Source organism: Pseudomonas promysalinigenes, assembly GCF_014269025.2.
GTDB lineage: Bacteria > Pseudomonadota > Gammaproteobacteria > Pseudomonadales > Pseudomonadaceae > Aquipseudomonas > Aquipseudomonas promysalinigenes.
Map to the genome: position 1 here is coordinate 3,900,896 of NZ_CP077094.1, position 13,183 is coordinate 3,914,078.

Here is a 13,183-nt window from a genome sequence, read left to right on the forward strand (position 1 = left end):
AACAAGCCCTTCATGTATCACCGGCACGGCCGATACAGGCAATATCCCGCTATTCTGCCAGAGCACAACGCGCGCGACTGCCATGACAGATACACTTCCCATCGGTTTGACCTACTTGTCGCCTGTCGGCAACTACGGTCGGCAGAATACCCAGGCACTGGGCGGCGTTAGCCACCTGTGGCAGGATTTCTTTGCCCGCGCCATGGCCGACCAGCAAGCGCTGGAGCCGGACAGCGTCATCCAGGCCATGGAGCAGTGCGACAAGCAGACTGGGGAACCGATCGGCGCAGCCAAGGCGTTGGCCCTGATCCAAACCCAACGTGCCTGCCCCGTACAGGAAACCGTCGTTGCACCGCCCGAGCCGCTGTTTCTGCCCAAGGCCGAGCTTGAGGCCAACTTGCTGGAACCGGCGCCAGAGCCATTCACTGTGGCCGAGATGATTCAGCAACAACGCCAACTCGACATCAGCAACAACTGGCTGCGCCCTATCGTCATGAGCCAAGGCCACCCGACGGCAGAACCAGGCCCGGCCCCCTCACCGCGCCCGCTACACCTGCCGATCGCTGAATTGGAAAAGGACCTGCTCGACCCCGCGCCAGAGCCGTTTGACGAGGCTACCCTGGCCAAGCAGCAGAATGAACTGGAGTTCGATATGCACTGGGCGCGCCCGGTGGTGTTGAACAACGTTCGCATACACGCCTGAGGTCAGCGGCAGACCTGCCAGCGCCCCATGTCCAGATGAAAGTGGTTGTGGTGAGCAGCGTTGTAGTCCGGCCCCAAGACCGTACTGAAACTGTCGCACGCCGCCCGATGCACTCGCCTCAGAAAGTCGCCTTTCTGCCCTCCCGCCTGCCAATCCTGAGCCAACACGATGCGCTGGCCGCCTTGTAGACGAAAGCCGCTGATATCCAGGGCGTTGGCCGTAGCGTGCTCGCTCAGGCGCCCTTGCTTGCGGTTATAGATATTGCGGCAGGCAAAGCTGCCCAAATGATCCACCTGAACCACAGGCTGGCCGAAAACCTGCTGCGCCACCACCTGCAGGCCATGGCGCTCGAACAAGGCATAGGCCACAGCCAGCGGGCAACTGGCGAGAAAACTACTGCTCAGCCGGGCTTGCCCTTGCTCGATGCGCCACACGTTCTCAAGCGGGCAGTTGGCCGATGCCGGGCTGTCGGCCTGTGCTCGGTAGCGAAGGCCGGAGCTCTCCAGGGTCTGGCGGCACAGGGCTGGGTCGCCGCGCAAGCGCGACAGCTTGTAGTGGGTCAACCAGTTGGGTGGTTGGCGCACATCCAGTGGTGCCCACGGGTTCCAGGCATCGGGAAGGCGCCAGCCAAGCTGCCAGACAAGGCCCGCCGTTAGCACCAGCAGGCTACACAGCAGCATGAATACGCGCATGGCTCAGCGGTGGAACAGAGCGTTGAGCTGTGCGAACGGCAGCGCCTGCTCAGCGTAATTGAAGGTGCCCTGGTCGCGTATTTCCAATGCCGCACGGTGGAAGGCGCCCAGCGCTGCACGGGCCAGCGAAGAGCCCACGCTGATGCGGCGCACGCCCAGGTCCTGCAACTGGTTGACGCAAAGCGGCACACCGGCCAACCCCATCAGTACATTGACAGGCTTGGGCGCTACCGCCTGAACCACAGCACGCACTTCATCGACACTGCGCAACCCGGGTGCATAAAGCACGTCAGCACCCGCCTCGGCGAAGGCTTGCAAGCGCTTGATGGTGTCGTCCAAGTCCATGCGCCCGTGCAGCAGGTTTTCAGCACGGGCACACAAGGTGAACGGAAATGGCAGACTGCGCGCGGCCTGCGCGGCGGCCCGAACCCGCGCTACGGCCAGTTCGAAATCGTAGATAGGCGCTTCGGCGCGGCCGCTGGCATCTTCGATCGAGCCGCCGACCAACCCTGTCTGGGCAGCACGCACAATGGCGTGGGCGCAGTCATCGGGTTGGTCGCCGAAGCCATTTTCCAGGTCGGCAGCCACCGGCAACGGTGTTGCATCGACGATCAGGCCAGCGTTGTCCAAGGTTTCATCCAGGCACAACGCACCTTCGGCATCCGCTCGCCCGAGGCTGAACGCCAGGCCTGCACTCGTGGTGGCCAAAGCTTCGAAGCCAAGACTGGCCAGCAACTTGGCGGAACCGGCATCCCAGGGGTTGGCAATGACGAATGCGCCGTCGCGCTCGTGCAATGCCTTGAACGCTTCGGCTCGCAAAGTCTGTACATCCATGATCGCAATCTCCGGGGCGGCAGGTAAGGGTCAGAGTAGCCCCAGTTGTTCGACCTCAGGTGCGCGCGGCAATTCAGGCAAAGGCGCAAGCCCCGGCAAGCGAGCCATCAAGCGCTGGTGAAAGCGCTGAGCAAGCGCGGCGGCCAGGCGATTATCCGAGGTATGAAGAAACACATAGGGGCTACGCCCTTGCTCGATCCAGCCGGCGACCTTGTCGACCCACGGGGTGAGAAACCCCTCATTGGCGGCCAATTGCGGATGCCCGATAAAGCGCACCTGCGGGTGCTGGGTGAAGGCGGCGGGGCGCGCAGGGACCTTGGGCTTTTTCGACTGCGCGTGCAGGACGGCAGGGTCGCGCGATACACAACTGAACAGCGCGCGAGAATCCAGGCAAATGCGCTCGACACCCCGTTCGTGCAGCAGACGGTTGAGCGACCGCTCTTCCTCGCCCTTGGCAAAGAAGGCGTGGTTGCGCACCTCCACCGCCACAGGTACGCCGATCTGGTCCAGAAACTGGCCGAGCTCGCCTAGCCGTGCGGGGCCGAACCTGGCCGACAGCTGCAACCAGTACGGCGCTACTCGCTGCCCCAGCGGCGCCAGCAAACGGGTGAAATCAAAGGCCGATTCAAGCTGATCACGCAGGTCACCCTCATGGCTGATGTCTCGGGGGAACTTGGCGGTGATACGAAAGTGTGCAGGCATGACCTGCGCCCAGCGCGCAATGGTGCGCTGCGCTGGACGGGCGTAGAAGGTGGTATTGCCTTCGACTGCGTTGAATACCTGGCTGTAGTAGCCCAACATTTCGTTGGTGCTGGCGTCGGCTGGGTACAGGTAGTCGCGCCAGGCGCTTTCGCTCCAGGACGGACAACCCAGGAAATAAGGCAGAGGGGGCGGATTCATCCGTCAAATGTACAGGTCGAGCCCTATCACTTCCATGTCCCAGTCGGTAAAACCGGCAGTGCTCAAGTAGCTGGCCAATGCGGTGGCCGTGCGGCGATCCCGAGCTCGTGGGAACACCATGTCCTGCTGGCGAGCCGGCACGCCAGCCGAGCGGCGGCGAGTAGTAGCTTCCATGGGCACTTCGTTGTTTTCGACCAGATCGGCATCTTCGACGCTCTCATCGCGCACCACGGCCTTACGCGGCGTGCGCTTGACCGGATAGGACTGTGAGGAGAAACCGTCGATACGCATGAGATGAGCACTCAGGACCAGTGGTGGCAATTTAGCATCAACCGAGCCCCGTCGCTAATGCTCGATTGATAACTGGACCACAGTTTGCGCTGAAGGTTTATCGTCAGCAGCGATAACCGACGAATAGCCGTCAGCGCGCCTTTGGGGTGGCCACATTGTCGCGCAGGTAGACAGGGTGCGCCTGCTCGGCTGCCACTGCCTCGCCCCGTGCCCAGGCAAAGCGGGCCAGGCTCAGGATGTCCAGCGCATTGGGCAGCGCAGCTGGGTCACTGGAACTGGCGCTGACCGCCAGGCGCTCGGCATAGCACCAGCCAGTACCTGCGCCGAACCAGTCGCCGCCACTGCCAGCAGGCAAGGCCACGCGTTCGGGTGGCAAGACGGCCTCGCTGCCTTGCAGACACATTTCGCCGGCATGGGCCTGGTAACAGCCCCAATAGACTTCATCCATCCGCGCATCAATGGCAGCTACTACCTGCTGCACACCGTGCTCGCGCAAAGCGCCCTGGGCCAACGCGGCCAGGTTCGACACCGGCACCACCGGGCGCTCCAGTGCGAACGCCAGGCCCTGGACCACGCCGATCGCGATGCGCACCCCAGTGAATGCGCCCGGACCTCGGCCGAAGGCAATGGCATCCAGGGCACTGAGGGCCACGCCGGAATCGGCCAGCAGCTGCTTGATCATCGGCAGCAGCTTCTGCGCGTGCATACGTGGGATCACCTCATAATGGCTGGTTACCTCGCCGTCATGCAGCAATGCGACGGAACAGGCTTCGGTAGCGGTATCCAGGGCCAACAGGGTGGTCATCGAACGGGTATCCAGGTGCTAAGGGAAAGGCCGGCAGTATAAACGACAACGGCCCGCAAGCGGGCCGTTGTGACGCAAGGTAGCGGATCAGCTTAGCGCTGCCAGCACCTTGGCAGTGATCGCTTCGACCGAACCGACGCCTTCGATGTGGCTGTACTTCGGTTTGCCATCGTTGGCGGCCGAAAGCTTCTGGTAGAAGTCCACCAGCGGCTTGGTCTGGCTATGGTAGACAGACAGGCGATGGCGTACGGTTTCTTCTTTGTCGTCGTCGCGCTGGATCAGGTCTTCGCCGGTGACGTCGTCCTTGCCTTCCACCTTCGGCGGGTTGTACTGAATGTGGTAGGTGCGGCCCGAGGCCAGGTGCACACGGCGGCCAGCCATACGGCCAACGATTTCTTCGTCGTCCACGGCGATTTCGACCACTGCGTCGATGTCGACACCTGCAGCGACCATGGCTTCGGCCTGCGGAATGGTACGTGGGAAGCCGTCGAACAGGCAGCCGTTGGCGCAATCCGGCTGGGCGATGCGCTCCTTGACCAGGCTGATGATCAGCTCATCGGACACCAGTTGGCCGGCATCCATGACTTTCTTCAGCTCCAGGCCCAGTGGGGTACCAGCCTTGACGGCGGCACGCAGCATGTCACCAGTGGAGATCTGTGGAATACCGAACTTTTCGGTGATGAACTTTGCCTGAGTACCTTTACCGGCCCCGGGAGCTCCCAGCAGAATTACACGCATCTCGTGCTCCTCAAATTTTTGTATGAATTTCAGTGGATTCGGCGACCAGGGCCAAGTCCGGAAAATCGGGTATGACCTATAAATCGGTCAGAAGGCTGCTCAAGATACACAGCGCCCGGCAGCCAGACAAGCGCCCGAAAGTTGCAACGACGCGTCATTCGGGGGCCTGTGGACGGGTGGTTGCGCCAGGCGCAACCACCTTTTCTGCACTGTGTTGGCCCATAAAGTGCTCGGGCGCACCGTTGTGGCCAACGGGCCTCAACCGGTATTGCGCAGCCCGGCGGCAATGCCGGCGACAGTCACCAGCAAGGCCTGCTCCAATGGGCTATCCAGAGCGGCTTCACGGCTACGCGAGCGGGCCAGCAACTCGGCCTGAAGGCGGTGCAGTGGGTCCAGATAGGTATTGCGCAGACGGATGAATTCCAGGGTCTCTGGGCTGTGGGCCAGTAGCACCGACTGGCCGGTAAGCCCCAATACCACCTGGCAGGACTGCGACAATAGGTCGCGCAGATGCGCACCTAAAGGCAACAGTTGCGGTTGCACTAGACGTTCGTCGTAGGCCTTGGCAATTTCCGCGTCGGCCTTGGCCAGCACCATCTCCAGCATGTCGATACGGGTGCGGAAAAATGGCCAGCGCTCACGCATTTGCCCCAGCAGCTCGCCTTGGCCGCGGGCCAAGGCATTGCCAAGCGCAGTCTCCCACCCAAGCCAGGCCGGCAGCATCAGCCGCGTTTGGGTCCAACCGAAGATCCACGGTATCGCCCGCAGGCTTTCGATGCCACCGGCGCGGCGTTTGGCCGGGCGACTGCCCAATGGCAGGCGGCCCAGTTCCTGTTCGGGGGTAGACTGGCGGAAGTACTCGACAAAGTCAGGGTGCTCACGCACTACACCGCGATAGGCCTTCACGCCATCGGCTGCCAGTTGGTCCATCAGCGCCCGCCAGGCCGGCTCAGGCGGCGGGGGCGGCAACAGGGTAGCTTCGAGCACGGCAGCCAGGTACAGGTTCAGGTTCTGCTCGGCAATACCCGGCAGACCGAACTTGAAACGGATCATCTCACCCTGCTCGGTGGTCCGGAAGCGCCCTGCGACCGAGCCAGGTGGCTGCGACAGAATCGCGGCATGGGCTGGGCCGCCGCCACGGCCGACAGTGCCCCCGCGGCCGTGGAACAGCAGCAACTCGACCTGATGCTCGCGGCAGATACGCACCAGGTTTTCCTGGGCGCGGTACTGGGCCCAGGCGGCCGCCGTGGTGCCTGCATCCTTGGCAGAGTCGGAGTAGCCGATCATCACTTCCTGCGGCCCGCGAAGGCTAGTGCGATAGCCCGGCAGACCGAGCAGGCGCTGCATCACAGGGCCGGCGTTATCCAGGTCGGCCAAGGTCTCGAACAGAGGCACCACACGCATCGGCCGCGTCAGGCCAGCTTCTTTGAGCAGTAATTGCACAACCAGCACATCGGAGGCCGCGCCGGCCATGGAAATGACGTAGGAGCCCAAAGAAGCACCTGGCGCAGCCGCGATTTCACGGCAAGTGGCAAGGACTTCGGCGGTTTCGGCCTGGGGCTTGAAATGCGCTGGCAGCAGTGGCCTGCGGTTTTTCAGTTCGGCTTGCAGGAATTCGATACGACGCTCTTCGTCCCACTCGGCGTAACTGCCTAAACCCAGGTAATCGGTGATTTCGGCCATCGCGTCCCGGTGCCGGGCTGCATCTTGGCGCACATCCAGACGACCAAGGAACAGGCCGAAGGTCACCGCCCGGCGCAGGCTGTCGAGCAGCGGGCCATCGGCGATCACGCCCATGCCGCATGCATGCAGTGACTGATAGCACAGCTCAAGGGGTGCAATCAGGTCGCGATTGTCCACCAGCACGTCGGCGCTGGGCGGCTGGCTGCTGCTGAGCGCAGTGTGGGCCCAGGCTCGGGTCGCGCGCAGGCGATCGCGTAATTGCTTGAGCACCGCCCGGTATGGCTCGGCGCTTTCACCCACCCGAGCTTGCAAGGCGGGGCTTGCTTGCTGCATGGACAGCTCCGCCGCCAGCGCGTCGACGTCGCGCAGGAACAGGTCTGCGGCCATCCAACGCGCCAGCAACAACACTTCCCGGGTGACGGCGGCGGTGACATTGGGGTTGCCATCGCGGTCACCGCCCATCCAGGAGGCGAAACGAATGGGTGCCGCCTCCAGCGGCAGCTGCAGGCCGGTGGCCTCGAACAGCGCTTTGTCGACCTTGCGCAAGTGATTGGGAATGGCCTGCCAGAGCGAATGCTCAATGACTGCGAAGCCCCATTTGGCCTCGTCCACTGGAGTTGGCCGCGTACGGCGGATCTCCTCGGTGTGCCAGGCCTCGGCAATCAGCCGGCGCAGGCGCTCACGCACCTGCTGGCGCTCGGCCGGCGTCAGGTCGCGATGGTCCTGCGCCGCCAGTTGGGCGGCAATGGCATCGTATTTCTGGATCAGCGTGCGTCGGGCAACTTCGGTGGGGTGTGCGGTGAGTACCAGTTGGATATCGAGTTTGGCCAACTGCCGGGCCAGTGCATCATCCTTGTGCCCGGCCTGCTTGAGACGCGTCAGCAGTTCGGGCAGTACCCGCGCTTCGAAGGGCTCAGGCTGGCCGGCATCGCGGCGCCGGATCAGTTGATACTGTTCGGCCATGTTGGCCAGGTTGAGAAACTGGTTGAAGGCCCGCGCAACCGGCAGCAGGTCCTCTTCGGCAAGGTCAGCCAAGGTCGAGCTCAACTGCTCGCCCGGCCCTCGGCGGTCGGCCTTGGCACTGTGGCGGATATCCTCGATCTTTTGCAGGAACGCCTCACCGTGCTGCTGGCGAATGGTGTCGCCCAGCAACTCCCCCAACACATGGACATCTTCACGCAAGCGCACATCGATATCAGTCATTGGCCCTCTCTTGAACGCGGTTCGCCCACGCTCCATTCAGAAAACAGCACTAGGCCAAGAGTGCCCACTGCCGAGTCTCAAAGGCAAGCCGTGATCGCGTGAAGCAAACTAAAGTCAAGGCGTAGCAGTCCGATGTGAAGCAGCCTTCTACGGCGTTGATAGAGGTCATCATGAAAATCCGCGAACTCGCCCAACACTGGGAACAGAATGCCGCCGGCACCCTGAGCCCCACCGGCCATGCTTTGCACTTGGACCTTGAGTCCGAGGCACGCCTGGCGGCTTTAATCGACATGTACCCCAAGCGCACCGCCGAGGAACTACTCGGTGAACTGGTGGCAGCCGCACTGGAGGAGCTGGAAGCCAGCTTCCCGTACGTGCAGGGTCGCAAGGTCATCGCTACCGATGAAGAAGGCGACCCGATGTACGAAGATGTCGGCCCTACCCCGCGCTTTTTAGCGCTGTCACGACAGCACCTGCACACGCTCAGCAACACTGGCGAAGACAACGGCCGCTGAGCGGCCAGGGTCGAATCCCAGGCGCGCAATGAGCCTGGGATACCCCTGCAAACATTGAAAGTTCCAGGCAAGGCACACTGACCGATCAGTCAGAAAAACATACCCAGTCGTGGGAATTTTTTTCTGAACTATTCAAAAAAAGATCAAGTCCCAGCCAATAGCCATCACGCTAAAACCCTGCACACCTGCAATGGAGCATGGTCGGGGATTAGCGATGGACTGCTACGGATATCGTTATCAGGAGTGATCCAATGGAGCTGACCACCATGAACAGCCGCACTGCTAAACCTTCATTCTCCAACCTGCGCGGGCTCAAACTGGCCGCCCTGGCACTGGGCAGCAGCCTGGTACTGGCGGGCTGTGCAGGTAATCCGCCGACCGAACAGTACGCTGTCACCCAATCGGCCGTTAACTCGGCCGTCAGTGCCGGAGGCACCGAGTACGCTGCTGTGGAAATGAAATCGGCTCAGGACAAGTTCAAGCAGGCGGAAATCGCCATGCACGACAAGAACTACGAAAAAGCCAAGATGCTGGCCGAGCAGGCTGAATGGGATGCCCGCGTAGCCGAGCGCAAGGCCCAGGCAGCCAAGGCCCAGAAGGCCGTGCAGGACGCCCGCCAGGGTGTTCAGGATGTACGCCAGGAAGGCATGCGTAGCGCTCAGTGAACGCTGCCACGCCCCTTAAGCCTTCGCAATCGATCAAAGGATGAACACTATGCGCAATTACGTCATGATCCCCGCCCTGCTGGCCCTGAGCGTCGGTCTCGCTGCCTGCTCCCACGACCCGAACCCTAACCTGGAATCGGCCCGCACCAACTTCTCGGCCCTGCAAAGCGACCCGCAGGCCAGCAAAGTTGCCGCGCTGGAAACCAAGGATGCCCAGGACTGGCTGAACAAGGCCGACAAGGCCTACATGGACCGTGAGGACGAGAAGAAGGTCGACCAGCTGGCCTACTTGACCAATCAGCGCGTCGAAGTCGCCAAGCAGACCATCGCTCTGCGCACTGCTGAAGGCGAGCTGAAAAATGCCGCGGCCCAACGCGCCCAGGCCAAGCTCGACGCTCGCGATGCACAGATCGCCAAGCTGCAAGACAGCCTCAATGCCAAGCAGACCGACCGTGGCACCCTGGTGACCTTCGGCGATGTGCTGTTCGACTTCAACAAAGCCGAACTCAAGAGCAACGCCTATCCGAACGTCACCAAGCTGGCTCAGTTCCTCCAGGAAAACCCTGAGCGCAAGGTGATCGTCGAGGGTTACACCGACAGCGTCGGCTCGGCCAGCTACAACCAGAGCCTGTCCGAGCGCCGTGCCAACAGCGTGCGTATGGCCCTGGTACGCGCAGGTGTCGACCCAGCCCGCATCGTCGCCCAGGGCTATGGCAAGGAGTATCCGGTAGCCGATAACTCCAGCAACTCGGGCCGTGCGCAGAACCGCCGCGTTGAAGTGACCATCTCCAACGACAACCAGCCGGTCGCACCTCGCTCGATGAGCCAAGCCAAGCAATAAGGTGTGGCAAATCCCAGCCCCCCGCTTCGCGGCTCGATGTGGTTAATTTGAACCCTTGAGCCCAAGCCGGGGATCTGAAAAAAATCCGATACCAGCAAACGGGTATCGGATTTTTTTTGCTAAGTCCTGAGCCAGTTGGACGCTGACATATCGAGCACTGCACCTGCGCTGTATCAGGCCAAAGGGCGCTTCACAGGCCCCCGCCAACCACCGCCCCTAGGCGCTTACTGCACCTGCTGTGGCGTCTGTTCGCCCATGCAGCGCACTGCGCGCTTACGGCTGTCGACCAACACGCCCGTCAAACCCTTCTGTTCGGTATCGAACAGCACCAGTACCCCGTCCACGCACTGAGCCAACTGAGGCGCTGGATCCAGCGAAACCTTGTAATCCTCGCCTGGGATGGTCTTGAGCATGGTGAAATCCTGCAACAGCAGCGCATCCTCAGGCTTGGCGAAATGCAGGTAGCCGTAATACCAGAGGGCCCCCACCGTCACGATGATGCTGCCGACACCGGTCAGAATCAGCGGGATGGCGTTGCGTTCTTCACTCATTGGGTATTGCTCTCGTCAGGGTAGTTGGGTACTTCGGCAAGCCGCCGCAGGCCGTTGAAATGGCTGGGGTCATCGAGAAAGCGCAGCATCACCTGGCGCCACACCGGGTCCGCGAACGTTTGCACATGGTCGCCCCGGGTCAGCTGCAATACCCGCGGTGGAGGTGCTTGTTGATATAAGCGGATGCCACTGTCCATCGGCACCAGGGCATCGTCGATACTGTGAAAGAACAGCTTCGGCGGGCTGCTCAGTTGCCCGATCGAACGGATTGCACTGTCGCCATCGGGCACCAACCAGGACAACGGCACCTGCAGTGGCCAGGTGAACCACGCGGTGCTCAACGCATAGCGCCCAACTTCACGGTAACTGGCAGGCACGCCATCGAACACCAAGGCGCTGAAACGCTGACGCTGATCGGGGTGCTGCGCCAGATAGTGGATGGCCATGGCCCCGCCCAGGCTCTGGCCGAGCAGCACCAGAGGCTTGCCCTTGACCTCGGGGGCCTGGTCCAGCCAAACCATCGCCGCTTCTATGTCCTGGTAAACCTCAGGCAGTTTCGGTGAGCCTTCGGAAAGGCCATAGCCCCGATAATCGATCATCAACACCTGATAACCCTGCTCCGGGAGCCAGTAGCTGCCACCCAGGTGGCCTGGCAGGTTGCCGCCATTGCCGTGCAGGTGCAGCACCGTCCCTTTGACTGGCACGCCGGCCTTGGCCGGTAGCCACCAACCGTGCAGGCGCACACCATCGGCGGTGGTCAGGCTGATATCGCGGTACTCAAGCTTGGCCCGCGCTGGGGTGAATGCCTGGCCGGGTTCTGGGTAGAACAACAAGCTGCTGCAGCCGCCAAGGCCAAGCATGAGCAATGTCAGGGCGAGCAGGCGCCAGCGGTTACAGAATGTTTGCGTAATCAGCTTCAATGCGATCGAGGCTCAGGTGGTTGAGGAAGTTGGAGAAGCACATCCAGGCCGATAGTGCGTTGAGGTCACGGAACTGTTCCGGCAGATACTTGGGAGGCTCTACCAGCCCCTCTTCGACCAATTGGCGCAGGGTACGCATGTCTTCCAGGGTGGTTTTGCCACAGAACAACAGCGGGATCTGCTCGAGCTTGCCTTTCCTCACGGCCAATTGAATGTAGTTGTAAACCATGATGAAGCCCTTGAGGTAGGACAAGTCCTTGGTGAACGGCAGGCCATCAGGCACCGAACCGCGGAACACACGGCTGGCGTTACTGTAGCTCTGCTCGATCTCGAAACCCTGGCTGCGGAAAAAGTCGAACACCTGAAGGAAGTCGGCACCCTCCTCGACCATGTGAATGGCGCGGGTGCGGTTGGTCAGTTTGCGCAGACGGCTGGGGTAGGAAGCGAACGCGATCACTTCCATCAGGATGGCCAGGCCTTCCTGGGTCACTGTCGAGGAGGGCGGCCCCTTGGCCAGGAAAGTGCAGATAGGCTGGTTCAGGCCGTTGAGGGTGGTTCCGACATGCACCAGGCCTTCGTGAACCTCCAGCGCACGCACGTCGCGGTTGTTGAACATGGCATCGGCGCGCACCTTGATGTAGTCGGCACCTGCGGCGGCATCGGCGACGATGCCGTCAGACTCGAACACGCGGATGGTTTCCTCGGCTTCGCCGAACACTTTGTTCAGGCGGCCCTGAAGAATGTCTACGGCCTGTTTGGCAGTGAGGTTCTTCGGCTCGTCCTTGAGATCGCCACGCCCGTCGATATTGTTCAGGTAGTCCGAAAGCATCAGCCCCAGGTCAGCCAGGGTTGGGTCACCGGCATGGAAAGCGTCGGAAGCAGCGCCGTACAGTTCCTGGGAGATCAGCCCGAAGTCTTCGGTGCCACGGGCTTCGAGCATGCGCACCACCATGCGGTACTCGCGGCACATGCGCTTCATGATTTGCCCGACCGGGTTGAACTGGCCGAGCTGACGAATGATGTCACGCTCGATGGCCTGGAACTCGGCCTTCACCGCACTGGAGTCGAACGCCAGCGGGCGAGCCTGGTAGTAAGCGCGATCGACAGCGGGTGGCTCCTTGCCCTTGGCCTTGAGAAAGCCCTGGCGAATGTTTTCATCCCACTTCACCGCATCCAGAACCCGGATCGGCGTCTGCGCCGTGACGATGCGGTCAGACAGGGCTCGGATGGTTTGCTGGTATTCGTCCACTTAGGCTCCTTTCTCGAACAAGATACCGGTACCGGTCACGCGGTCATTTGCCGGCGCGCTGGAAGCGCGCCACTTCCACGAACAGGTCAGAGTTCGCCGGGTCATCCAGGTATGCCAGCACACGTGGTGACGGGCTGTCGATCAGCACGCCCTGCTCATTTTCATCCGCGACTTGGGTGTTATGCCCGGAAAGCTCCTTGTTCTCGACCGCTTGGCGCACCTGCTCGACGTCAAGGTTATACAGCACCAGTTCTTTGCCATCGACGATATCGAACCCGCCTATCACAAAGTTGCCACCCTGCCCCTTGGGTACGCCAGCCGACAGGTACCAGCGGTTGCCATGGCGCGAGACGGTGAAGGTGTATTGCTCGGCCGCCTTGCCCTGGGCCTTGGCCACCGCTTTGTAGGCTCCGTCACCCATGCGGCTGATGGTCAGCTTCAAAGGTTCGCCCCAGGCGTCCTTGCTGCTCCATTTGCCGAGCAGGGCCTTGGGCGCTACCTGGTTGCTCGGCAGCGGCTCGTGGAAGGTCACCAGACAACCGCCCAGCAGGAGGAATGACAACGTCAACAACACCACACGCCAGGCTTTCATC

Annotated in this window: 15 protein-coding genes; 4 read left to right on the plus strand and 11 right to left on the minus strand. The window is 61.8% G+C overall.

Translation table 11 applies throughout. The features are described 5' to 3' along the window. Nucleotides 1–82 precede the first annotated feature (82 nt). Nucleotides 83–703 carry an energy transducer TonB gene (locus tag HU725_RS17710; protein WP_186477776.1) on the plus strand — a complete coding sequence of 207 codons (621 nt, stop codon included), beginning with the start codon at nt 83–85 and terminating at the stop codon, nt 701–703. A 2-nt stretch (nt 704–705) separates the two neighbouring features. Here the strand turns inward: HU725_RS17710 and HU725_RS17715 are convergent, their stop codons facing one another. The 7 genes from HU725_RS17715 to ppc form a co-directional block, all read right to left on the minus strand. Beyond that, nucleotides 706–1,395, minus strand: coding sequence for an extensin-like domain-containing protein (locus HU725_RS17715; RefSeq protein ID WP_186477775.1), 690 nt, complete (start codon nt 1,393–1,395; stop codon nt 706–708). 3 nt (nt 1,396–1,398) lie between these two features. Then, nucleotides 1,399–2,229 carry an isocitrate lyase/PEP mutase family protein gene (locus tag HU725_RS17720; protein ID WP_186477774.1) on the minus strand — a complete coding sequence of 277 codons (831 nt, stop codon included), beginning with the start codon at nt 2,227–2,229 and terminating at the stop codon, nt 1,399–1,401. Between the two features lie 30 nt (nt 2,230–2,259). Beyond that, nucleotides 2,260–3,129 (minus strand): DUF72 domain-containing protein, encoded by an 870-nt coding sequence (locus tag HU725_RS17725; protein WP_186477773.1) that lies wholly within the window; start codon nt 3,127–3,129, stop codon nt 2,260–2,262. A 3-nt stretch (nt 3,130–3,132) separates the two neighbouring features. Next, entirely contained in the window at nt 3,133–3,420 is a 288-nt protein-coding gene (locus tag HU725_RS17730) for a hypothetical protein (protein ID WP_186477772.1), read from the minus strand. A gap of 130 nt (nt 3,421–3,550) precedes the next feature. Next, nucleotides 3,551–4,225 (minus strand): tRNA (adenosine(37)-N6)-threonylcarbamoyltransferase complex dimerization subunit type 1 TsaB, encoded by a 675-nt coding sequence (gene tsaB, locus HU725_RS17735; RefSeq protein WP_186477771.1) that lies wholly within the window; start codon nt 4,223–4,225, stop codon nt 3,551–3,553. Nucleotides 4,226–4,312: 87 nt separating this feature from the next. Beyond that, nucleotides 4,313–4,963 (minus strand): adenylate kinase, encoded by a 651-nt coding sequence (gene adk / locus HU725_RS17740; RefSeq protein ID WP_060478376.1) that lies wholly within the window; start codon nt 4,961–4,963, stop codon nt 4,313–4,315. A gap of 258 nt (nt 4,964–5,221) precedes the next feature. After that, nucleotides 5,222–7,849 carry a phosphoenolpyruvate carboxylase gene (gene ppc / locus HU725_RS17745; protein WP_186477770.1) on the minus strand — a complete coding sequence of 876 codons (2,628 nt, stop codon included), beginning with the start codon at nt 7,847–7,849 and terminating at the stop codon, nt 5,222–5,224. Between the two features lie 170 nt (nt 7,850–8,019). On the opposite strand from ppc, the gene HU725_RS17750 reads away from it, so the two are divergent. The 3 genes from HU725_RS17750 to lptF all read left to right on the plus strand — a co-directional run bounded on the left by HU725_RS17750 (nt 8,020) and on the right by lptF (nt 9,870). Further along, nucleotides 8,020–8,364, plus strand: a complete 345-nt coding sequence (locus HU725_RS17750; RefSeq protein WP_060478378.1) for a hypothetical protein — start codon at nt 8,020–8,022, stop codon at nt 8,362–8,364. Between the two features lie 251 nt (nt 8,365–8,615). Then, the gene (locus HU725_RS17755) at nt 8,616–9,029 is read left to right on the plus strand and encodes a DUF4398 domain-containing protein (RefSeq protein ID WP_060478379.1); all 414 of its coding nucleotides are present in this window, start codon (nt 8,616–8,618) and stop codon (nt 9,027–9,029) included. 49 nt (nt 9,030–9,078) lie between these two features. Next, the gene (gene lptF / locus HU725_RS17760; RefSeq protein WP_060478380.1) at nt 9,079–9,870 is read left to right on the plus strand and encodes a lipotoxin F family OmpA-related lipoprotein LptF; all 792 of its coding nucleotides are present in this window, start codon (nt 9,079–9,081) and stop codon (nt 9,868–9,870) included. A gap of 224 nt (nt 9,871–10,094) precedes the next feature. Here the strand turns inward: lptF and HU725_RS17765 are convergent, their stop codons facing one another. From HU725_RS17765 to HU725_RS17780, 4 genes are read right to left on the minus strand one after another with little or no spacing between them, the layout of a single operon-like run. Beyond that, a complete protein-coding gene (locus tag HU725_RS17765) occupies nt 10,095–10,421 on the minus strand; it encodes a PA3694 family proteiin (protein WP_060478381.1) in 327 nt (108 codons plus the stop codon). Next, on the minus strand, nt 10,418–11,341 hold the full coding sequence (locus HU725_RS17770) for an alpha/beta hydrolase (protein ID WP_186477769.1): 924 nt from the start codon (nt 11,339–11,341) through the stop codon (nt 10,418–10,420). Before HU725_RS17770 ends, HU725_RS17765 begins: the two co-directional genes overlap by 4 nt. Next, nucleotides 11,313–12,590 carry a flavohemoglobin expression-modulating QEGLA motif protein gene (locus HU725_RS17775; RefSeq protein ID WP_060478383.1) on the minus strand — a complete coding sequence of 426 codons (1,278 nt, stop codon included), beginning with the start codon at nt 12,588–12,590 and terminating at the stop codon, nt 11,313–11,315. The genes HU725_RS17770 and HU725_RS17775 overlap by 29 nt, the downstream gene beginning before the upstream one ends. Before the next feature lie 43 nt (nt 12,591–12,633). Continuing rightward, on the minus strand, nt 12,634–13,182 hold the full coding sequence (locus tag HU725_RS17780; protein ID WP_186477768.1) for a hypothetical protein: 549 nt from the start codon (nt 13,180–13,182) through the stop codon (nt 12,634–12,636). Between the last annotated feature and the right edge of the window lies 1 nt (nt 13,183).